Annotated in this window: 16 protein-coding genes; 13 read left to right on the top strand and 3 right to left on the bottom strand. The window is 41.1% G+C overall.

All coding sequences use genetic code 11. The annotated features are described in order from the left end of the window. The first annotated feature begins 34 nt into the window (after positions 1 to 34). From NYE79_RS06855 to NYE79_RS06810, 10 genes are all read left to right on the top strand, one after another. Complete coding sequence (locus NYE79_RS06855) at positions 35 to 598, top strand: HAD-IA family hydrolase (RefSeq protein ID WP_285834989.1); 564 nt, start codon at positions 35 to 37, stop codon at positions 596 to 598. 14 nt (positions 599 to 612) lie between these two features. Further along, positions 613 to 2559 carry a DNA topoisomerase (ATP-hydrolyzing) subunit B gene (gyrB, locus tag NYE79_RS06850; RefSeq protein ID WP_216728479.1) on the top strand — a complete coding sequence of 649 codons (1947 nt, stop codon included), beginning with the start codon at positions 613 to 615 and terminating at the stop codon, positions 2557 to 2559. A gap of 80 nt (positions 2560 to 2639) precedes the next feature. Further along, entirely contained in the window at positions 2640 to 4367 is a 1728-nt protein-coding gene (gene ezrA / locus NYE79_RS06845; protein ID WP_251463869.1) for a septation ring formation regulator EzrA, read from the top strand. A 102-nt stretch (positions 4368 to 4469) separates the two neighbouring features. Beyond that, entirely contained in the window at positions 4470 to 5861 is a 1392-nt protein-coding gene (gene pgdA / locus NYE79_RS06840; RefSeq protein WP_227232269.1) for a peptidoglycan-N-acetylglucosamine deacetylase PgdA, read from the top strand. A gap of 81 nt (positions 5862 to 5942) precedes the next feature. After that, positions 5943 to 6785: an aldo/keto reductase gene (locus tag NYE79_RS06835; RefSeq protein ID WP_227232285.1), complete on the top strand. Its 843-nt coding sequence runs from the start codon at positions 5943 to 5945 to the stop codon at positions 6783 to 6785. Positions 6786 to 7074: 289 nt separating this feature from the next. Next, positions 7075 to 11586: a S8 family serine peptidase gene (locus tag NYE79_RS06830; RefSeq protein ID WP_339293646.1), complete on the top strand. Its 4512-nt coding sequence runs from the start codon at positions 7075 to 7077 to the stop codon at positions 11584 to 11586. A 316-nt stretch (positions 11587 to 11902) separates the two neighbouring features. After that, a complete protein-coding gene (locus NYE79_RS06825; RefSeq protein WP_000912017.1) occupies positions 11903 to 12274 on the top strand; it encodes a GFA family protein in 372 nt (123 codons plus the stop codon). A gap of 211 nt (positions 12275 to 12485) precedes the next feature. Beyond that, positions 12486 to 13403, top strand: a complete 918-nt coding sequence (gene glyQ, locus NYE79_RS06820; RefSeq protein WP_000038733.1) for a glycine--tRNA ligase subunit alpha — start codon at positions 12486 to 12488, stop codon at positions 13401 to 13403. Between the two features lie 211 nt (positions 13404 to 13614). Next, the gene (glyS, locus tag NYE79_RS06815; protein ID WP_084917894.1) at positions 13615 to 15651 is read left to right on the top strand and encodes a glycine--tRNA ligase subunit beta; all 2037 of its coding nucleotides are present in this window, start codon (positions 13615 to 13617) and stop codon (positions 15649 to 15651) included. A gap of 41 nt (positions 15652 to 15692) precedes the next feature. Continuing rightward, a complete protein-coding gene (locus NYE79_RS06810) occupies positions 15693 to 15950 on the top strand; it encodes a DUF896 family protein (protein WP_084917892.1) in 258 nt (85 codons plus the stop codon). Positions 15951 to 16032: 82 nt separating this feature from the next. On the opposite strand, the gene NYE79_RS06805 is transcribed toward NYE79_RS06810, so the two are convergent. From NYE79_RS06805 to NYE79_RS06795, 3 genes are read right to left on the bottom strand one after another with little or no spacing between them, the layout of a single operon-like run. Further along, complete coding sequence (locus NYE79_RS06805) at positions 16033 to 17277, bottom strand: NAD(P)H-dependent oxidoreductase (protein ID WP_000673672.1); 1245 nt, start codon at positions 17275 to 17277, stop codon at positions 16033 to 16035. Positions 17278 to 17294: 17 nt separating this feature from the next. Further along, positions 17295 to 17900 (bottom strand): NADPH-dependent FMN reductase, encoded by a 606-nt coding sequence (locus NYE79_RS06800; RefSeq protein ID WP_000915929.1) that lies wholly within the window; start codon positions 17898 to 17900, stop codon positions 17295 to 17297. Positions 17901 to 17918: 18 nt separating this feature from the next. Next, positions 17919 to 18848 (bottom strand): FAD:protein FMN transferase, encoded by a 930-nt coding sequence (locus NYE79_RS06795; RefSeq protein WP_070657012.1) that lies wholly within the window; start codon positions 18846 to 18848, stop codon positions 17919 to 17921. A 307-nt stretch (positions 18849 to 19155) separates the two neighbouring features. Between NYE79_RS06795 and NYE79_RS06790 the strand changes: the two genes are divergently transcribed. From NYE79_RS06790 to pdxT, 3 genes are all read left to right on the top strand, one after another. Further along, a complete protein-coding gene (locus tag NYE79_RS06790) occupies positions 19156 to 20535 on the top strand; it encodes an FAD-dependent oxidoreductase (protein ID WP_000036764.1) in 1380 nt (459 codons plus the stop codon). Positions 20536 to 20837: 302 nt separating this feature from the next. Further along, the gene (pdxS, locus tag NYE79_RS06785; RefSeq protein ID WP_000138520.1) at positions 20838 to 21713 is read left to right on the top strand and encodes a pyridoxal 5'-phosphate synthase lyase subunit PdxS; all 876 of its coding nucleotides are present in this window, start codon (positions 20838 to 20840) and stop codon (positions 21711 to 21713) included. Next, entirely contained in the window at positions 21714 to 22295 is a 582-nt protein-coding gene (gene pdxT, locus NYE79_RS06780) for a pyridoxal 5'-phosphate synthase glutaminase subunit PdxT (RefSeq protein WP_339293645.1), read from the top strand. It abuts the gene before it with no gap. Positions 22296 to 22315 lie beyond the last annotated feature (20 nt).

The raw sequence follows: 22315 nt of genomic DNA, 5'->3' as shown, positions 1-22315 counted from the left end.
GCTTTTTTCATAAAAAAATGCTATAATGAAGGGTATGAAATATCACGACTACATATGGGATTTAGGTGGTACCCTATTGGATAATTACGAGACTTCTACAGCAGCTTTTGTAGAAACCTTGGCCCAATATGGAATAGAGCAAGAACACGACCGTGTTTACGAAGCCTTGAAGGTTTCGACAGCTTTTGCCATTGAGAAGTTTGCCCCAGATATCGAGGATTTTTTAGAGCACTACAAAGAAAATGAAGCACGTGAGCTAGAGCACCCAGTTTTGTTTGAGGGAATTCCAGAGTTACTCAAAGACATCTCTGATAAGGGTGGACGCCATTTCTTAGTTTCTCATCGAAATGACCAAGTTCTGGAACTTCTTTCTAAGACCCGGATAGCCAACTACTTCACCGAAGTAGTGACTGCCAGTTCAGGTTTTAAACGAAAACCAGATCCTGAGTCCATGATTTATTTACGTGATAAATATCATATTACATCCGGTTTGGTCATTGGTGACAGAAAGATTGACGTAGAAGCAGGTAAAGCTGCAGGCCTAGATGCCTATCTTTTTGACAATGTTGCAACACTGAGACCAGCAATAGACATGTAAGAAAAAGGAAAAAAATGACAGAAGAAATCAAAAACCAACAGGCACAGGATTATGATGCCAGTCAAATTCAAGTTTTAGAAGGCCTGGAAGCCGTTCGTATGCGTCCAGGTATGTATATCGGATCGACTGCTAAAGAGGGACTTCACCACCTAGTCTGGGAAATTGTTGATAACTCTATTGACGAGGCCTTGGCTGGATTTGCGAGTCATATCCAAGTCTTTATCGAACCTGATGATTCCATTACCGTTGTGGATGACGGTCGTGGAATTCCTGTTGACATTCAGGAAAAGACGGGACGTCCTGCTGTTGAGACAGTCTTTACGGTTCTTCACGCTGGAGGAAAATTTGGCGGTGGCGGATATAAGGTATCAGGTGGGCTCCACGGAGTGGGTTCATCAGTAGTAAACGCCCTCTCAACTCAACTAGATGTTCATGTCCATAAAAACGGTAAGATTCATTACCAAGAATATCGTCGTGGTCATGTAGTTGCTGATCTTGAGGTGGTTGGAGATACGGATAAAACGGGAACAACAGTTCACTTCACACCAGATCCAGAGATTTTTACAGAAACAACAACTTTTGACTTTGAAAAATTAAACAAACGTATTCAAGAACTAGCCTTTTTGAACCGAGGCCTTCGAATCTCCATCACAGATAAGCGTGAAGGTCTCGAACAGACTAAACAATACCACTATGAGGGTGGGATTGCTAGCTACGTTGAATATATCAACGAGAACAAGGATGTTATCTTTGATACACCAATCTACACAGACGGTGAGATGGATGATATCACAGTTGAAGTAGCCATGCAGTACACAACCGGTTACCACGAAAACGTCATGAGTTTCGCCAATAACATTCACACCCATGAAGGTGGTACGCATGAGCAAGGTTTCCGTACAGCGCTGACACGTGTTATCAATGATTATGCTCGCAAGAATAAGCTACTAAAAGACAATGAAGATAACCTAACAGGGGAAGATGTCCGTGAAGGCTTGACTGCAGTTATCTCAGTTAAGCATCCAAACCCGCAGTTTGAAGGACAAACCAAGACCAAACTGGGGAATAGTGAAGTAGTCAAGATTACCAATCGCCTCTTCAGCGATGCCTTCACTGATTTCCTCATGGAAAATCCACAGATCGCCAAGCGTATCGTGGAAAAAGGGATTTTGGCTGCCAAGGCTCGTGTAGCTGCCAAACGTGCGCGTGAAGTCACACGCAAGAAATCTGGCTTGGAAATTTCCAATTTGCCAGGAAAACTAGCAGACTGTTCTTCTAACAACCCTGCTGAAACCGAACTCTTCATCGTCGAAGGAGACTCAGCTGGTGGATCAGCCAAATCTGGTCGTAACCGTGAGTTTCAGGCTATCCTTCCAATTCGTGGTAAGATCTTGAACGTTGAAAAAGCTAGCATGGATAAAATCCTTGCCAACGAAGAAATTCGAAGCCTTTTCACAGCCATGGGAACAGGATTTGGTGCAGAATTTGATGTCACTAAGGCTCGTTACCAAAAACTCGTTTTGATGACCGATGCCGATGTTGATGGAGCCCATATTCGAACTCTCTTGCTAACCTTGATTTATCGCTATATGAAACCAATCTTAGAAGCTGGATATGTCTACATTGCCCAACCGCCAATTTACGGAGTAAAAGTTGGAAGTGAGATTAAAGAATACATCCAGCCAGGTGCGGATCAAGAAATTAAACTCCAAGAAGCCTTAGCACGTCATAGTGAAGGGCGTTCAAAACCAACCATCCAACGTTATAAAGGTTTGGGAGAAATGGATGACCACCAATTGTGGGAAACAACCATGGATCCTGAACATCGCTTGATGGCGCGTGTTTCGGTAGATGATGCTGCCGAAGCAGATAAAATCTTTGATATGTTGATGGGAGATCGAGTAGAACCTCGTCGCGAATTTATCGAAGAAAACGCTGTTTACAGTACACTTGACGTCTAAAAAATGTGGGAAATAGTTCCCTTGGTTTAAAAAATATGATATAATCATTACGATTGTTTCTAGTATAAAAGGAGTTTGATATGTCTAATGGACAACTAATTTATCTAATGGTTGCGATTGCAGTCATTCTGATCTTAGCTTATGTAACAGCTATCTTTTTACGTAAGCGTAATGTAAGCAGATTAACGGCCCTTGAAGAAAGAAAAGAAGAACTCTACAACCTTCCTGTAAATGATGAGGTTGAAGCCGTTAAAAACATGCACTTGATTGGTCAAAGTCAGGTGACCTTCCGTGAATGGAATCAAAAATGGGTTGATTTATCTCTGAACTCATTTGCTGATATCGAAAATCACCTCTTTGAAGCTGAAAGCTACAATAATTCTTTCCGTTTCTTTAAGGCAACACACAAGATTGATCAGATTGAGAGCCAAATCGGCTTGATTGAAGAAGACATTGCTGCTATTCGCAATGCTCTCTCAGAACTTGAAAAGCAAGAATCTAAGAATAGTGGCCGTGTCCTTCATGCCTTGGACTTGTTTGAATCCCTTCAACATACCGTTGCAGAAGACTCAGAGAAGTATGGGAAAGCTCTTCCTGAGATTGAGAAGCAATTGGAAAACATCCAATCGGAATTCTCTCAATTTGTTACCCTAAATTCATCAGGTGACCCGGTTGAAGCCGCAGCAATTCTTGATTCAACTGAAAATCATATTCTCGCTTTGACACACATCGTTGAGCGAATTCCAGCTCTTGTTGAAACCTTGACAAAGGAACTGCCAGAACAATTGGCAGATTTGGAAGAAGGTTATCGCAAGCTGTTGGATGCTAACTATCACTTTACAGAAACAGATATTGAGTCTCGGTTCCAACTTTTGCATGAATCTCTGAAAAATAATCAAGAAAATATTCGTCAGTTGGAATTGGACAATGCAGAGTATGAAAATAATCGCATCCAAGAAGAAATCAATGCGCTTTATGATATCTTCACTCGTGAAATTGCAGCTCAAAAAGTAGTTGAAAGTCTTCTTGCTACATTACCAACTTATCTCAACCACTTGAAAGAAAATAATCAGGTGCTTGTTCAAGACCTTGAACGCTTGACTAAAACCTATCTTCTTCCTGAAAGCGATGGCAATCATGTTCGTCGTCTTCAAGCAGAATTGGCTGCACTTGATACGGCAATCATGGAAGTGACAGAGGATCAAGGTGAGTCAACACAAGCCTACTCTGCTCTTGAAGAACAGTTGGAAATGCTTCAAAGCAACCTCAAGGATATAGAGGATGAGCAAATCTCTGTTAGCGAACGACTTGCGCAAATTGAAAAAGACGACCTCAATGCTCGCCAAAAAGCAAATGTCTATGTGAACCGTTTGCATACTATCAAACGTTACATGGAGAAGAGAAACTTGCCAGGTATTCCTCAAAGTTTCTTGAAACTTTTCTTTACTGCAAGTCATAACACAGAGGATCTGATGGCAGAGTTAGAACAACCACAAGTGAATATTGAATCGGTTAAACGAATTCTTGAAATTGCAACAAATGATATGGAAGCACTTGAAACAGAAACCTATGATATCGTTCAATATGCAACCTTGACGGAGCAACTCTTGCAATACTCAAACCGTTACCGTTCATTCGATGAGCGTATCCAAGAGGCCTTCAACGAAGCGCTTGAAATTTTTGAAAAAGAGTTTGACTATCAGGCATCATTTGAAAAAATTTCACAAGCCTTGGAAGTTGCTGAACCAGGGGTTACAAACCGTTTTGTAACTTCATATGAGAAAACACGTGAAGCGATTCGTTTTTAAAAATAGAAGCTTAGAAGATTTCTAAGCTTTTTTATTTTCCTAAAAAAGACAGAATCCCTGTTTATCATTGAAATAATAGCCTCGATTTGATATGATGGAAATATGAAAAAAAATAGAGCGAAACGTGTTTCTCACGATAAAACGAGAAGGATATTGCTTTCCCTTGTTGGAATCTTTGGAATTGCTACGATTCTATTAGGGAGTGCTATTGGTTATAAGCTACTACAAAAACAATCTTACGAACAAAAAATTGAAGCGCTAAAAAGCGAAAAGGACCAGCAATTCAACTCAGGTAGTCAGAAGGACCATTTCCGAAAAGGTCAAGCTGAGGTGATTGCCTACTACCCTCTGCAAGGAGAGGAAGTCATTGCGTCTGTTAGAGAAAAAATCAACCAGGATATCAAAGAAAAGCTGGAAGATAAAGAGGATTTGGTCTTTTATTATACTGAGCAGTTGGATCCAGTCTTAAAGGGAGTTGTTGCTCGTAGTATCAGTAAGCAAGTCTACGATTTGTCTGCATCAAAGGTTGAAGAAAAAGAAAAGACTTCTTTAGGGAAAATTTTCTTGACTGAAGATGGGAAGGATTTTGACCTCAGTAAACTTTTCAAAGATTCAAGCAAGGCTAAGGAACTCTTGCTGAGTCAAATCAAATCAACTCTAGAAGATAAGAAACTTGACCAGGCAAAAATTGATCAAGTTATAAAGAGCTTCACAGACCAAGAATTGACATCTTGGAGCTTTGATTATAAGGATAGTCAAATCATCCTTTATCCTGCTAATGCTGGAGAGACTGTTGAGGAAATTGCTTTGCCAATATCTAGTTTCTTTGATGTCATTGAGTCCTCTTATCTATTAGAAAAGGATGCTGAACTTTACCAAACATACTTTGCTAAGAAAAATAAAAAAGTTGTAGCCTTGACCTTTGACGATGGTCCAAATCCAACTACAACCACACAGGCTTTGGATACTTTAGCTAAATATGGTGTAAAAGCAACCTTCTTTGTACTTGGTAAAAACATTGCAGGTAATGAAAATCTTCTAAAACGAATGAAATCAGAAGGTCATGTTGTAGGAAACCACAGCTGGAGTCATCCCGTTCTTTCACAACTTTCGCTCGAAGATGCTAAAAAGCAAATCACTGATACAGAAGATTTGTTAACTCAAGTTTTAGGATCAAGCTCTAAACTGATGCGTCCACCTTATGGTGCCATCACTGATGATATTCGAAACGGCCTTGATTTAAGCTTCATCATGTGGGACGTGGATAGTTTGGACTGGAAGAGTAAAAACGAGACAGCCATTTTGACAGAGATTCAACGTCAGGTTCGCAATGGTTCTATCATCCTCATGCATGATATCCATGGTCCTTCAGTTAATTCTCTACCAAGTGTCATTGAGTATTTAAAGGGTGAAGGGTATACATTTGTGACCGTTCCTGAATTGCTCAATTCTCGCTTGAAAGCTCACGAGATCTATTACGATCGTGATCAATAATTGTTAAAATCTAAAGGGGCAAGTGTTCTGATAATCAGGATTTTGTTTCTTTAGATTTTCTTCACATAGAAAGGAAAAATGATGAAATCTTACACCCTTAATAATGGAGTTTCAATTCCTGTACTAGGATTTGGAACATGGAAAGCTGAAAATGGAGAGGTAGCCTACCAAGCCGTTTTAGAAGCCTTAAAGGCTGGCTATCGTCATATCGATACTGCAGCTATCTATAAAAATGAGGAAAGTGTTGGTCGTGCTATTCGAGATAGTGGTATTCCACGACAAGAAATCTTTGTAACGACCAAACTCTGGAATACCAATCACAGCTATGATGAAGCTCGACAAGCATTTGAAGAATCAATGGAAAAACTGGGATTGGATTATCTAGATTTGTACCTTATCCATTGGCCAAATCCAAAACCTTTAAGAGAAAATGACGAATGGAAAACTCGCAATGCTGAAGTCTGGAGAGCGATGGAGAACCTGTACCAAGAAGGTAAAATTCGTGCTATCGGCGTTAGTAATTTCCTTCCTCATCATTTGGATGCCTTGCTTGAGACAGCAAGAATCATCCCGGCGGTCAATCAGGTACGCTTGGCTCCAGGAGTTTATCAAGAGGAAGTGGTTGACTACTGTAGAGAGAAAGGAATTCTCTTAGAGGCATGGGGACCATTTGGGCAAGGAGAGCTGTTTGAACAGAAAGAAGTCCAAGAAATTGCTGCGAAGCATGGGAAATCAGTGGCTCAAATTGCCTTGGCTTGGAGTTTGGCAGAAAGTTTTTTACCCCTACCTAAGTCAGTGACAGTCTCTCGTATCCAGAGCAATCTCGACTGTTTTGGGATTGAACTCAGCAATGACGAGCGAGAAGTCTTAAAGACAATTTCAGTGACTTCGGGCGCACCTCGTGTGGATGAGATGGATTTTTAGTTTGTAAAATCTATTTATACTGAAATAACAAAGACTAGGAATTTTAAATCCTAGTCTTTTTGTGTATAAAAAATCTAGATTGTTTGTATAATGAAATAATTTCATGGATTGAAATATAGGAACAAATTTAGAAAATATTGGTTTGATGGAGAAAATAACACGAATGATAAAATTAAATAAGTAAGATATATACGTAAATATTACATTTTTGTGACAATTCAGATTTTTGTAAAAATTTATACCTATTTGCGCTATAATAGGTATACTTTAAAGAAAAAGGAGATTATGTATGAATAGACGACAACGTTTTTCATTACGGAAATACAAATTTGGTCTTGCTTCAGTTTTATTGGGAACTGCATTGGTTTTTGGAGTAAGTCAAGTCAGTGCCAATGAGCAGAGTACAGGTGAAAATCAAGCTCAAACTCAGGAAATTAAGACAGAGCTAAAAGACGATAAACACTCAAACTCTGCGACTGACCAAACCAATACTAATGGGATTGCACCAGTAGTTGGAGAGAAACAAGAAGCTGAAACTTCTAAAGAGGATGCTAGTAAACAAGATGCTAAGGTAGAAGCTCCGGTTGATAAAACTGCTGAAGCCCAAGAATCAGGAAAAGATAGCGCAGTTGCAAAAGAAGAAAATCAAGGTGTCGTCCAAAAAGAAACAACAGTCGCTACCAGTCCGGCGCCTGCCACAGAGAAGGCTTCTGAGTTGGAGAAAAAAGAGGCTCCAGCAACGACAGCTCTTAAAACTACTGGAGAAACAGCAACTACTGAAAAAGAACAAGAAAAAGCTGAGTCTGCAAAACCAAATAGTCTTTCAAGTAATGATATCATCACAGTACCGAAAACTTGGAAGGCTGGTTACAAGGGGACGGGGACCGTTGTTGCCATTATTGACTCCGGGCTTGATTTGAATCATGAGGTTCTTCGAATTTCGGATCCGTCAAAAGCAAAATTTAAAAACAAGGAAGCCATCGAAGCAGCTAAAAATGCTGCTGGAATCGACTACGGTAAATGGTATAGCGATAAGGTTGTCTATGCCTATGACTACTTTGACGGAACAGATAAGATTAAAGAAGCAGAAAGAACTTCTCATGGGATGCACGTAACAGGGATTGCAGCTGGAAACCCTGATAAAGAGGCACCAAATGGTGAAAAGGTCTATGGTGTGGCGCCTGAAGCCCAAGTCATGTTTATGCGTGTCTTTTCAGATCGCCAAAAAACGACCAGTTCTGCCCTTTATGTAAAGGCGATTGATGATGCAGTTGCCTTGGGAGCAGATGCCATTAATATGAGTTTGGGATCTAGCACTGGTTCTATGGTCGATGCTGGTTCTGATATTGTCGATGCTATCAAACGGGCTCGTGCCAAGGGAGTTTCTGTTCTTATCTCAGCAGGAAATAGCAATACATTCGGAAATGGTTATTCAAAACCACTAGCTGAAAACCCAGACTATGGCTTGGTTGGAAATCCATCCACTGTTGAGGATTCGATTTCAGTTGCTTCTGTCAACAATAAAACATTGACAACAGCCGTTTTTGAAGTTAAAGGTCTAGAGGGAAATGCCGGCCTTCATAACGGAAAATTTGATTATAATCAACCTGAAGCAGATAAGGACTTTGAAAAAGGAAAAGAGTACGAATACGTCGAAGCAGGCTTAGGTCGTGAAGAAGACTTTGCGAAGTTGGATTTAACTGGGAAACTTGCCCTCATTCAGCGTGGAGCTATGAACTTTTCGGAGAAGATCAAAAATGCACGAAAACACGGTGCAGTTGGTGCTTTGATCTACAATAATGTAGAGGGTGCAAACATCAATATGGCTATTGATGATGAGGCAAAGAAAATTCCTTCTGTATTTATTTCTAAACAGTATGGTGAAGCCTTAAAATCAGGAAACTACAAGATTGTTTTTAATGGTAAGATGGATAATCGTCCTTCCGATGTAGCCAATCAGCTATCTGACTTTTCAAGTTGGGGAGTGACCACCGATGGACAATTGAAACCAGACGTAACAGCTCCTGGCGGCAATATCTATTCATCCTTTAATGACAATACCTATGGTAGTATCAGCGGAACCAGTATGGCGGCTCCTCACGTTACGGGTGTTGCAGTTCTTGTTAAGGAATACCTTCAAAAACACCATCCAGAATTGACTCCTGAGCAAGTATCAGAGACTGTCAAGGCCTTGATCATGTCAACTGCAAAACCACATGTTAATAAGAACACAGGCACTTATACCTCTCCTCGTCAGCAAGGTTCTGGTATTGTGGATACAGCTGCTGCAGTGTCAACAGACCTCTATGTAACGGGTGAAAATGGTTATCCAAGTGTGACTTTGGGAAATGTTGGAGACCAATTTACTTTTAAGGTTACTGTACACAACATTTCAGATACTGACCGTACTCTCAAGATGGTAGTCAATACTAATACAGACGAGGTCCAAGATGGAAAATTCACCCTTCGACCTCGAAAACTAACGGAGACAGTCTGGCCTGAAGTGACGGTCAAAGCCCACAGCAGTCAAACAGTCACTGTTAAAGTGGATGCTCGAAAATTTGCTGCTGAACTCAGCAAACAAATGCCAAATGGCTATTTCCTTGAAGGGTTTGTTCGCTTTGTAGATCCAGCAGATGATGGGGATATTGTGAGTCTTGCATTTATGGGCTTCCGAGGAGAGTTCCAAAATCTCCCCGCTGTCGAAAAACCAATTTACAACCTTGTTCGAGAGGGGAAAAATGGATTTTACACGGAAGTAGACAAGGAAAATCCTGCCGTTAACTACTCTAATGATGCCACCTATCTCGCAACCTTGCAAAATGACCTTCTAGTGTCTAAAGGTCAACGCCAAGGACGCCGAATTACTGTTCTTGGGATTGAACAAAATGCTGAAGGTAAGCATGTTCTTCAGTTGGACGAAAAAGGGAATGTCCGTATTGCCATTTCTCCAAATGATGATGGAAACAAAGACCTAGTTGAATACAAAACGGTTGCTTTGAGAAATCTTGTAAATCTTCGGGCTACAGTTTATGCGGCTACGGATACCAAGCATGAACATCCTATTTGGGAGGGCGATGCAAAGGATCTTCGTAAGAATTATTTTGATGGTGACAGTAGAAATCTGAAGAGTTATATTCTAGATAATACTGCTTGGAGAGGCCAGGATTTTGATGGCAATACCGTTGCAGATGGTTTATATGACTATGTTATTAGTTACACACCAGATGTTCCAGGAGCTAAAGAACAACACACGACCTTTAAAATTCAAATTGATACTCAAAAACCTGTTATCACGAGCGGTTATATTCGCTTTAAAGATGGAAACCAAGAATTCGTAGCTCGCAAACCAAAAGATGTGGGTCAAGGCGGTATCCTTTCAGAAAAAGTCTTCTACCTCACACCATTTGACCAAAAAGGGACCATGGTTCTAACTGGGAAAGACCAGTCTGGAACTCGTGCGCTTGAGAACACCCATCTGATTAAGGCCAATGCTGACGGTAGTTATACACTTCCTAAGGATGTTGACAAGGCTAATATTTACTATCTTGTTGAGGACTATGCAGGAAATGTAGACTATATCTCGCTTGCTGAACTTGTACGCGATCAAAATAGTGGTCGAGTGAAAATTGCCTTGAAGGATGCAAAAACAAACCAAGATATTGATACCCTCTACGTCTATCGAATCAAAAATAGCAAGGGACAATATGTTGATGTTGACAAGACAAAAGCGATTCATTTCTTACAGTTTGGTCATTATACAGCAGAAATTTTCAGTTATGACCGAACAGAATTAAAATTTATCAGTGCCTTGTCCCAAGAGTTTGACCTGACGGAAGAAAATAGTTTCCAAACCATTACCTTCCTAGCAAATCTCCTAGAATATGCACCAGTGTCTGTTTCCTTCAACCAAGCAGTTCCAAAGACGACTACAGTGGTTCTGAAAGGAGAAGATGGGACAAGTATCACTCTTCCTGCTGAAAAATACGGTCAATACGCCTTTGGTAAGAAAGTTGCTACAGGTCGTTATACTGTACAAGTCACCTTGCCAACTGGATATGAACTCCTTGAAGATCTCGTTTCCTTGCTCGTTCAGCCAGGTCGAAATAATGCTTTGCGTCTATCTGTTGTGTCTAAGTTGGCCTTGATTGCTGCGGTAAATCAACAAAAAGAACTGGTAGAAACGTCTCGCTACTTTAATAGTAGTGCAGATAAGAGAAAAACTTATGACCAAGCTTTCCAAGTTGCGCAGTCAGCCTTGTCAAGCAAGTTGAAACAAGAATTGATTGATGGCGTTCTCGCTAGTCTTGAAGCTGCTGGTAAAGCTTTGGATGGAAAAGATTCGAACGTTACAGCCTTGAAAGAAGCTATGAAAGCTTACTATGCAACGACTAAAACTGGACGATATGCGAATGCCAAGGAAAAAGTACGTCGAGCTTATGATCGTGCCTTCCAAGAAATTGCCTTACTAGCTGTAGATCCTAAAGTCAAACAGGATCAAATTGACCAATCTCTCATTGCCCTAGCAACAGCTAAAAGTAAACTGAATGGCAAGGCTACAGACTTCTCTAGTCTAAAGAAACTGGTCAAAGATGAACGCCTTTTCCAAGAAAAGAACGCGAGATTTATCTATGCTGACAAGAAAGAAAAAGCAGCTTATCTTTTAACTTTTAAAGAGGCACAGGAACTCCTTAAAGATCCAGGAGCGAGCCAAGAAGATGTCAAAGATGCCATTACAGCCTTGAAACAAGCCAAGAGAAATTTACATGGCAAAAAACCAAAAGCGAAAAGACATCCTTAAACAGGAGTTTCTGAAGCTTTACTAATAAATGAGTCTGGAACTTTGTTTTCAGACTCATTTTTGGTTTACACTAGCTAGAAAATCTGCTATAATACTAGCTAGGAAAGAAAGTCTTATGGCGTTCTTCAGCGAGCTTGGGATAGTGGGAGCCAAGTAGGACAAGGTAAGAAACTGGCACTTTCTGTCGTATTTTTAAAAACAATGAAGTAATAAATTAGGGTGGAACCGCGTTTCAGACGCCCCTAGTCGCAAGGCTTGGGTGTTGAAATTCGGTTCTTTTTGAATTTCCTCTAATGCCTAAGTAGAAAGGAGCATAATGCTTAAAGGATCTTGTTTATGCAAAGCAGTAACCTACACTTTAGATGAGGAATTGTCGGAATTAGTTTTTTGCCACTGCTCATTCTGTCGGAAAGCAACTGCGTCTGCCTATACAGTGAATGCCAAAGTTAGCAGTAAAAATCTAGTATTGCATGGAAAAGAACAGTTGGTTACCTATAGTTCATCTCCAGGAAAACAACGCTATTACTGTCAGAACTGTCATAGTCAAATTTTCACTGCTCAAGAAAATATACCAGAAGTCTGTGCTTTGAAACTAGGTACAATAGACGAATGCGATCAGAATTTACAAACTGTTCCCAAACGTCATATTTTTCAGGACCCAGCTTTTTCTTGGTTGCTTGATGAATAAAGCTAAAAAGATAATATAAATTAAAGGAGTAAACAATGTCTAAAAAATTGACTTTTCACTGCGTCAGTGGCAGAGACCTCCTTACAGTCGGACTGCCCCACGCTCAGCACTAGAGTGCCTGAGCTAGACGCAGTACTAACTCGTCTTGCCTCGTATAATTGACGAGGCAGACTCGTGTCGCAAGAAATCATTTTTTATTAAGGAGTATTCAATGTCTAAAAAATTAACATTTCAAGAAATTATTTTGACTTTGCAACAATTTTGGAATGACCAAGGTTGTATGCTCATGCAGGCTTATGATAATGAAAAAGGTGCAGGGACAATGAGTCCTTACACTTTCCTTCGTGCTATCGGGCCTGAGCCATGGAATGCGGCTTATGTAGAGCCATCACGTCGTCCTGCTGACGGTCGTTACGGGGAAAACCCTAACCGTCTCTACCAACACCACCAATTCCAAGTGGTTATGAAGCCATCTCCATCAAATATACAGGAACTTTATCTTGAGTCTTTGGAAAAATTGGGAATCAATCCATTGGAACATGATATCCGCTTCGTTGAAGATAACTGGGAAAACCCTTCTACTGGTTCAGCTGGTCTCGGTTGGGAAGTTTGGCTTGATGGGATGGAAATCACTCAGTTCACTTATTTCCAACAAGTTGGTGGATTGGCGACTGGCCCTGTGACTGCGGAAGTTACCTATGGTTTGGAACGCTTGGCTTCTTATATTCAAGAAGTTGATTCTGTCTATGATATTGAGTGGGCTGATGGTGTAAAATATGGAGAAATCTTTATCCAGCCTGAGTACGAGCATTCAAAATATTCATTTGAAATTTCGGACCAAGAAATGTTGCTGGAAAACTTTGATAAGTTTGAAAAAGAAGCTGGACGCGCTTTGGAAGAAGGCTTGGTTCACCCTGCCTATGACTATGTTCTCAAATGTTCACACACCTTTAACCTGCTTGATGCGCGTGGTGCCGTATCTGTAACAGAGCGCGCAGGCTATATCGCCCGTATCCGTAACTTAGCCCGTGTCGTAGCTAAAACCTTTGTTGCAGAACGCAAACGCCTAGGTTACCCACTTTTGGATGAAGCAACACGAGCTAAACTCTTAGCAGAAGACGCAGAATAAAGAGAGTGACAGTTTACGAAAATGGGCGAACAGAGTGAGCCTTGAGCCAGTTGCCGTAGTGATGAAGGTATCCTTAGTGAAGCTAAGGATACTAGGCAAAATTGGAGACTTTAGGCTCCAATTTTAGCAATGAAACAACGAAGTTGGTTGCTTGCGTGCCAATCACATAAGGCAAACTGGAAAATAAAAAGATACTTTTCGGAGAAAAAACATGACAAAAAACTTATTAGTAGAACTCGGTCTTGAAGAGTTACCAGCCTACGTAGTAACTCCAAGCGAAAAACAACTAGGTGAAAAAATGGCAGCCTTCCTCAAGGAAAACCGCCTATCTTTTGAAGCCATTCAAACTTTCTCAACACCACGTCGTTTGGCTGTTCGTGTGACTGGACTTGCAGACAAACAGTCTGATTTGACAGAAGATTTCAAGGGTCCAGCAAAGAAAATCGCCTTGGATAGTGATGGAAACTTCACCAAAGCAGCTCAAGGATTTGTCCGTGGAAAAGGCTTGACAGTTGAAGATATTGAATTTCGTGAAATCAAAGGTGAAGAATATGTCTATGTTACCAAGGAAGAAGTGGGGCAACCAGTTGAAGCCATTGTTCCAGGTGTAGTAGACGTCTTGAAGTCACTGACTTTCCCTGTCAGCATGCACTGGGCTAACAACACTTTTGAATATATCCGTCCTGTACACACTTTGACTGTTCTTTTAGATGAAGAAGAGTTTGATTTGGATTTTCTTGATATCAAGGGCGGTCGTGTGAGTCGTGGCCATCGTTTCTTGGGACAAGAAACTAATATTCAGTCAGCATTGAGCTACGAAGAAGATCTTCGTAAGCAGTTTGTAATCGCGGATCCTCGTGAACGTGAGCAAATGATTGTTGATCAAATCAAAGCAATCGAAGCTGAACATGGGGTCCGTATCGAAATTGATGCTGATTTGCTCAATGAAGTCTTGAACTTGGTTGAATACCCAACTGCCTTTATGGGAAGTTTTGATGCCAAATACCTTGAGGTTCCAGAAGAAGTCTTGGTTACTTCGATGAAGGAACACCAACGCTACTTCGTTGTTCGTGATCAAGACGGTAAACTCTTACCAAACTTCATTTCAGTCCGTAACGGAAACGCAGAGCATTTGGAAAATGTCATCAAGGGAAATGAAAAAGTTTTGGTTGCCCGCTTGGAAGACGGTGAATTCTTCTGGCGTGAAGACCAAAAATTGGTCATTTCTGACCTAGTCGAAAAATTGAACCATGTGACCTTCCACGAAAAGATTGGTTCTCTTCGTGAACACATGATTCGTACGGGGCAGATTGCCATTCTCTTGGCAGAAAAAGCTGGTTTGTCAGTGGATGAAACAGTTGACCTAGCGCGTGCAGCAGCTATTTACAAGTTTGACTTGTTGACAGGTATGGTTGGTGAGTTTGATGAACTTCAAGGAATTATGGGTGAGAAATATGCTCTTCTTGCTGGAGAAACTCCAGCAGTTGCGGCTGCTATTCGTGAACACTACATGCCTACATCAGCCGAAGGAGAACTTCCAGAGAGTAAGGTAGGAGCCATTCTAGCCATTGCAGACAAATTGGATACGATTTTGAGTTTCTTCTCAGTAGGCTTGATTCCTTCAGGTTCTAATGACCCTTATGCCCTTCGTCGTGCGACGCAAGGTGTAGTTCGTATCTTGGATGCTTTTGGTTGGCACATTGCTATGGATGAGTTGATTGATAGCCTTTATACATTGAAATTTGACAGCTTGACTTATGAAAATAAAGCAGAGGTCATGGACTTTATCAAGGCTCGTGTTGATAAGATGATGGGTTCTACTCCAAAAGATATCAAGGAAGCAGTTCTTGCAAGTTCAAACTTTGTTGTGGCAGATATGCTGGAAGTAGCAAGTGCTCTTGTCGAAGCAAGCAAGAAAGAAGACTTCAAACCATCTGTCGAATCCCTCTCTCGTGCTTTCAACTTGGCTGAAAAAGCCGAAGGAACTGATACTGTTGATCCTGCTCTCTTTGAGAATGAAGAAGAGAAAGCCTTGGCAGAAGCTGTAGAATCTCTTGTTTTGTCAGGGGCTGCAAGTCAGCAATTAGAACAACTCTTTGCGCTTAGTCCAGTTATTGATGCTTTCTTTGAAAATACCATGGTAATGGCTGAAGATCAGACTGTTCGACAAAATCGTTTGGCTATCTTGTCGCAACTAACCAAGAAAGCAGCTAAACTTGCACGTTTCAACCAAATTAATACTAAATAAACTCAGTCAAACGGACTGTATCTTATCACAAAGGAGAAGAAATGGATCCGAAAAAAATCGCTCGTATCAACGAGCTTGCCAAAAAGAAAAAAACAGAAGGCTTAACTTCTACTGAAAAAGTGGAACAAGCTAAACTTCGTGAGGAGTACATCGAAGGCTATCGTCGTTCTGTTCGTCACCACATTGAAGGAATCAAAATTGTAGACGAGGAAGGAAATGACGTCACACCAGAAAAACTACGTCAGGTACAACGTGAAAAAGGTTTGCACGGCCGTAGTATAGATGATCCTAACTCATAAAATGAAAGGGGGTGTAGATGATTTACATTCCCCTTTTCTGTTGTAATAAAAAAGAAGGAGCCATTTGGCTCCTTTTGGTTTCTTAGTTGCTTGCGCCAGATGTAGCGTCAGCGTCACCACCGTGGCCTCCAGCATCCCCTGAATCAGAAGCGCCAGAAGTAGCATCGGCGTCTCCATGACCTCCAGCTGCAGGAGCAAATGGTCCGCTACCACCCACCAAACGTTGACCAGTCTCTTTTAGGTACCAGTCAAGCCATGGTTGGAAGTTAAAGACGATTTCATTGATTCCAGCGTATGATCCATCAGGATAGTACATTGCTTGGTAGTTGTGGGTGTTGATGACACCTGCAGGAGAACCTGGAACGATCGTACGAACGTATTCTTGGTTTCCGTTGCGAAGTGTTCCGATAACCCACTCTACGTTCTTCATACGTGCTGGTGGAAGAGAACCATGAACAGTCGACATACGGCTACCTGATTGAGGTGGTACACGTTTAGCAAACATGGTGTCTGGATCTTGGTGAGCGTTGTTGTAGTAGAGGAATTGGTTGTTGTCGTCAGCGTATGTCAATTCAAATGGCATAGCTTTCAAGAACATATCGATTTGGTTAACTGTCAGGATACCGTGGTCCAATTTGACATAGGTATCACCAGAAACAGCGCCAGTGATTGCTGCAACTTTTTCTACCCATTCTGGATCGTCAGGGTCAACTTCTGTAATGGTTGTAGCAATTGGTTTTCCACAATCCAAGTCTTCTGGTTCGATTGGTTTTGGTTTTTTCAATTTCGAAACGACTCCTACGTATTTTACAAAGTTATCTAAGCAAGTTTCAAGGAATTTAACAGTTCCTTCGTTGGTGATATTTCCGTTGTTATCAAAAGCTTCCTTAGCTTTGCCAAGAAGGAACTCATTTCCTGGAAGCGTGTAGGCATTAACACCTGGAGCATCAAGGATTTTACGAAGGTGAACTTGGGCACGTGATGTTCCTTGGTCATAGTATGATGCTCCCACAATCATAACAGGTTTGTTTTCAAATGGATGAACTTCGTATGAAAGCCATTCGAGTACAGATTTGAGTGAAGCTGAGATAGTGTGGTTGTGCTCAGGAGTAGCGATAATGACACCATCAGCACGTGTAATCTTGTTATACAAGAAACGCAATTGGAAGCTTTCGTCCCATTTTTCGTCTTGGTTAAACATTGGAACTTCGTCAATTTCAAGGACTTCTAATTCAAATTTGAATTTGAAATTGCGACGAATAAATTCCAAGAGTTTGCGGTTATATGATTGATCGTAGTTTGATCCAACAAGTCCAACAAATTTCATTCTTTCGGTCTCCTATCTTACAAATTTTCCCAGTCAAATTCTTCAGCATCTTTGCGAAGCAATTCTTGTGCATTGCGCAATTTTTCAGTAATTTTCACAAAGATACGGAAGTCATCAAAGATGGCATCCAATTTCTTGATGACGTCAAGGTCAACCAAGTCGCCACTTGGGTTAAATGCTTGAAGAGAGTGTGAGAGCAAGAATTCATCTGGAAGAACATTTGCCTTGATTTCAGGAGCATTCAAGATTTGACGAAGTTGCAATTGGGCACGAGATGAACCAAGTGTACCGTAAGAAGCACCAGTGATCATGATTGGTTTGTTCAAAAGTGGGTAGATACCGTAAGATAGCCAAGCAAGAGCGCTCATCAAAACGGCAGGGATAGAGTGGTCGTACTCAGGAGTACCGATAATGACACCATCAGATGCTTCAATTTTAGCAGCAATTTCAAGAATTTCAGCAGGAAGAAGTTTATCTGCTGGTTTGTTGAAAACAGGAATGTCCTTAATTTCAACGAGTTCAATTTCAGCTTTATCTGCAAAGTGTTTTTGCATGTATTGGAGCAATTGGCGGTTTGTAGAACGTTTAGAGTTCGTTCCAACAATGGCAATAAGTTTTAGCATGAGATTTCCTTTCTCTTTTTACATAATACAATTTTGAAGGCCTGAAGAACATGCAAGGCGTCCCTCTTTGTCGATGAGGATGGCTTCAATTCCATCTATACTTTCGACTTGCCAGAGGATAGAAGCGCTTCGTTCTCCGAAAAGGCGCGTTGTCCATACCTCACCATCAACGGATTTATCAGAGATAATCGTTAGGCTAGCGAGATCGGTTTCGACAGGGAATCCTGTCTCACTATCAAAGATATGGTGATAGTCTTTTCCATCTACTGTCAGGTGGCGTTCATAGATACCTGAAGTGACAACGGATTTGTTAGAAGCAGGAATGGTTAGGAGATGGTTGCCACGAGGATTTCGCGGATCTTGAATCCCAATCTGCCAGGCTTTCCCTTCTTTGGCTTGGTTATCCCCGATGGTGAGGATATTTCCTCCGAGATTGATCAGTGCAGAGGTGACACCGTGTTCTTTCAAATACTGGGCAACCTTATCTGCACTATAGCCCTTGGCTAAACAACCTAAATCAAGCTTCATTCCTTTCTTCTTTAAAAAAACAGTAGAGTTAGTCGGATCCAACTTGATAAAATGCGGGTCAACTAGAGGCAAGACAGCTTCGATTTCGTTTAACTCTGGAAGTCGTGCATCTGCAAATCCGATTCGCCAGGTTTGAATCAAGGGACCAATACTGATATTTAGATGGCTAGAGGGAGCTAGGCTGTGCTCTAGTCCAAGAGCAATCAGTTCAAATAGGTCAGGATGAACCTTAACAGGTGCGATTCCAGCCTTGTAGTTGATTTCCATCAGTTCGGATTCTTGACTATTGGCGTTGAAGCGGTATTCGAGCTCCTTGAGCAAATCAAAGGCTCCTTGAAGTAGGCAATCAGCCTGTTCATCTACTAATGAAATCGTGATAGTTGTTCCCATTAGCCGTTCAGAACGTGAATGAAGAGGCAAGCTACCAGCTCCTTTCTCTTTATAGGAAATCATTCAATATAAGGTCGTTAAAGAAAAATTAAACCCCTTACATTTTCTTTCCATGTATCTAGCATATCATAAAGTCAGCGTTTTCACAAATGAATTTTGACAAAAAGTCAAGAAATATGCTCAAAATTAATATGAAAACGATAGAAAAATTAGATTTATCAATGTTAAGTGTATTTTTTTCTGAAAAAAAGAGAATTCTGAGCAAATGCCTTGTAAACGCTAACAGTAAATGATATACTAGAAAGGTAAATCAAAAATTAAAGGTAGGAATTTTTCTATGAGTAAAATCGTTGTAGTTGGTGCTAACCACGCTGGTACAGCTTGTATTAATACCATGTTGGACAACTTCGGACATGAGAACGAAATCGTAGTATTTGACCAAAACTCAAATATTTCATTCCTTGGTTGTGGAATGGCGCTTTGGATCGGGGAACAAATTGATGGCCCAGAGGGTCTCTTCTACTCTGATAAAGAAAAATTGGAAGCAAAAGGTGCCAAAGTTTACATGAACTCACCAGTTCTTTCAATTGACTATGATAACAAAGTTGTGACTGCAGAAGTTGAAGGTAAAGAACACAAAGAGTCTTATGACAAATTGATCTTTGCAACTGGTTCAACTCCAATCTTGCCTCCAATCGAAGGTGTTGAAATCGTTAAGGGCAACCGCGAATTCAAAGCGACTCTTGAAAATGTACAATTTGTTAAATTGTACCAAAACGCTGAGGAAGTTATTGAAAAACTTGAAGACAAGAGCAAACACCTTGAGCGCATTGCCGTTGTTGGTGGTGGTTACATCGGTGTTGAGCTTGCTGAAGCTTTTGAGCGTCTTGGAAAAGAAGTTGTCCTTGTTGATATCGTAGACACTGTCTTGAACGGCTACTATGACAAAGACTTTACCCAAATGATGGCGAAGAACTTGGAAGACCACAACATCCGCTTGGCTCTTGGTCAGACAGTTAAAGCCATCCAAGGTGATGGAAAAGTTGAACGCTTGGTAACAGACAAAGAAACATTTGATGTGGATATGGTGGTTCTTGCTGTTGGTTTCCGTCCAAATACAGCTCTTGCTGACGGTAAGATTGAACTCTTCCGCAATGGTGCCTTCCTTGTAGATAAGAAACAAGAAACATCTATCCCAGGTGTATACGCTGTTGGTGACTGTGCGACTGTTTATGACAATGCACGTAAAGATACAAGCTACATCGCTCTTGCATCTAACGCTGTACGTACTGGTATCGTTGGTGCTTATAACGCTTGTGGACATGAATTGGAAGGAATCGGAGTTCAAGGATCAAACGGTATCTCTATCTACGGTCTTCACATGGTTTCGACTGGTTTGACTCTTGAAAAAGCCAAAGCTGCAGGCTATAATGCAACTGAAACAGGCTTTAACGATCTTCAAAAACCAGAATTTATCAAACATGACAACCACGAAGTTGCCATCAAGATTGTCTTTGACAAAGACAGCCGCGAAATTCTTGGCGCTCAAATGGTATCACGTGATTCTGCTATCAGCATGGGAATTCATATGTTCTCACTTGCTATCCAAGAGCATGTGACAATTGACAAGTTGGCTTTGACAGATCTATTCTTCTTGCCACACTTTAACAAACCATACAACTACATCACAATGGCTGCACTTACAGCTGAAAAATAAAAAATGATGAGCTATCTGGCCTTAGGTTAAGGTCAGATAGTTTTTTAGTTATACTCTTCGAAAATCTCTTCAAACCACGTCAGCTTCGCCTTACCGTATATATGTTACTGACTTCGTCAGTTCTATCTACAACCTCAAAGCAGTGCTTTGAGCAACCTGCGGCTAGCTTCCTAGTTTGCTCTTTGATTTTCATTGAGTATCAATCTGTACCCATACAATTATCCTTTTTTTATCTTGTACTTCATTCTAATCTGGCTTAAAATGAAATGGTAGCTACCAATACAAATGATGAGGATTAAGAAATGACTGAAAATCGTTATGAACTAAATAAAAACTTGGCACAGATGCTCAAAGGTGGGGTTATCATGGACGTTCAGAACCCTGAACAGGCTCGTATCGCAGAGGCTGCTGGTGCGGCAGCTGTTATGGCCTTGGAGCGAATTCCAGCTGATATTCGTGCAGCTGGTGGGGTTTCCCGTATGAGTGATCCAAAGATGATTAAGGAAATCCAAGAAGCGGTCAGTATTCCAGTGATGGCCAAGGTCAGAATCGGGCATTTTGTTGAAGCTCAGATTTTAGAGGCTATTGAGATTGACTATATCGATGAGAGTGAAGTGCTGTCTCCAGCTGACGACCGTTTCCATGTGGATAAGAAGGAATTCCAAGTTCCTTTTGTCTGCGGAGCTAAGGACTTGGGTGAAGCCTTGCGCCGTATCGCTGAAGGAGCTTCCATGATTCGCACAAAAGGAGAACCGGGGACAGGTGACATTGTTCAAGCTGTTCGCCATATGCGTATGATGAATCAAGAAATTCGCCGTATTCAAAATCTACGTGAAGATGAACTCTATGTGGCTGCCAAGGACTTGCAAGTCCCTGTAGAATTAGTCCAATACGTTCATGAACATGGAAAATTGCCAGTTGTTAACTTTGCAGCTGGAGGTGTGGCAACGCCAGCAGATGCTGCGCTGATGATGCAATTGGGGGCAGAGGGCGTCTTTGTCGGTTCAGGTATTTTCAAGTCAGGCGACCCTGTTAAACGAGCAAGTGCTATTGTTAAGGCCGTAACCAACTACCAAAATCCTCAAATTCTGGCTCAAATCTCTGAAGATCTAGGGGAAGCCATGGTTGGTATCAATGAGAATGAAATCCAAATTCTCATGGCAGAGCGAGGAAAATAGATGAGAATCGGAATACTAGCCTTGCAAGGCGCCTTTGCAGAGCATGCAAAAGTGTTAGAAAAGTTAGGTGTTGTTAGTGTCGAAATCAGAAATTTAGATGATTTTCAACAACATCAGAGTGACTTGTCCGGTTTGATTTTGCCTGGTGGAGAATCTACAACCATGGGCAAACTCTTGCGTGACCAGCAGATGTTGATTCCCATCCGAGAAGCCATTCTTTCTGGACTACCAGTCTTTGGAACTTGTGCGGGCTTAATTTTGCTGGCTAAGGAAATCATTTCTCAGGAAGAAAGTCATCTAGCGACTATGGACATAGTAGTTGAGCGCAATGCTTATGGGCGCCAACTAGGAAGCTTCTATACAGAGGCAGAATGTAAGGGAGTCGGTCAGATTCCCATGACCTTTATCCGTGGACCGATTATCAGCAGTGTTGGAGAGGGCGTAGAAATTCTAGCAACAGTTGATGATCAAATCGTTGCAGCCAAAGAAAAAAATATGCTGGTAACTTCTTTTCATCCAGAATTGACAGATGATGCTCGCTTGCACCAGTATTTTATCAATATGTGTAAAGAAAAAAGTTGAGAAAATGATTCTCAACTTTT

The organism is Streptococcus sp. FSL W8-0197 (genome assembly GCF_037963785.1).
Classification (GTDB): domain Bacteria; phylum Bacillota; class Bacilli; order Lactobacillales; family Streptococcaceae; genus Streptococcus; species Streptococcus oralis_CQ.
This window is presented reverse-complemented; position numbering and strand designations above follow the sequence as displayed.

Bases quoted from the DNA above. Each gene is read 5' to 3' on its own strand.
- pdxS (WP_000138520.1), top strand. From the start codon at position 20,838: ATGACTGAAAATCGTTATGAACTAAATAAAAACTTGGCACAGATGCTC.
- pgdA (WP_227232269.1), top strand. From the start codon at position 4,470: ATGAAAAAAAATAGAGCGAAACGTGTTTCTCACGATAAAACGAGAAGG.
- NYE79_RS06830 (WP_339293646.1), top strand. From the start codon at position 7,075: ATGAATAGACGACAACGTTTTTCATTACGGAAATACAAATTTGGTCTT.
- NYE79_RS06825 (WP_000912017.1), top strand. From the start codon at position 11,903: ATGCTTAAAGGATCTTGTTTATGCAAAGCAGTAACCTACACTTTAGAT.
- NYE79_RS06790 (WP_000036764.1), top strand. From the start codon at position 19,156: ATGAGTAAAATCGTTGTAGTTGGTGCTAACCACGCTGGTACAGCTTGT.
- NYE79_RS06810 (WP_084917892.1), top strand. From the start codon at position 15,693: ATGGATCCGAAAAAAATCGCTCGTATCAACGAGCTTGCCAAAAAGAAA.
- NYE79_RS06805 (WP_000673672.1), bottom strand. From the start codon at position 17,277: ATGAAATTTGTTGGACTTGTTGGATCAAACTACGATCAATCATATAAC.
- glyQ (WP_000038733.1), top strand. From the start codon at position 12,486: ATGTCTAAAAAATTAACATTTCAAGAAATTATTTTGACTTTGCAACAA.
- NYE79_RS06835 (WP_227232285.1), top strand. From the start codon at position 5,943: ATGAAATCTTACACCCTTAATAATGGAGTTTCAATTCCTGTACTAGGA.
- gyrB (WP_216728479.1), top strand. From the start codon at position 613: ATGACAGAAGAAATCAAAAACCAACAGGCACAGGATTATGATGCCAGT.
- NYE79_RS06855 (WP_285834989.1), top strand. From the start codon at position 35: ATGAAATATCACGACTACATATGGGATTTAGGTGGTACCCTATTGGAT.
- pdxT (WP_339293645.1), top strand. From the start codon at position 21,714: ATGAGAATCGGAATACTAGCCTTGCAAGGCGCCTTTGCAGAGCATGCA.
- glyS (WP_084917894.1), top strand. From the start codon at position 13,615: ATGACAAAAAACTTATTAGTAGAACTCGGTCTTGAAGAGTTACCAGCC.
- ezrA (WP_251463869.1), top strand. From the start codon at position 2,640: ATGTCTAATGGACAACTAATTTATCTAATGGTTGCGATTGCAGTCATT.
- NYE79_RS06800 (WP_000915929.1), bottom strand. From the start codon at position 17,900: ATGCTAAAACTTATTGCCATTGTTGGAACGAACTCTAAACGTTCTACA.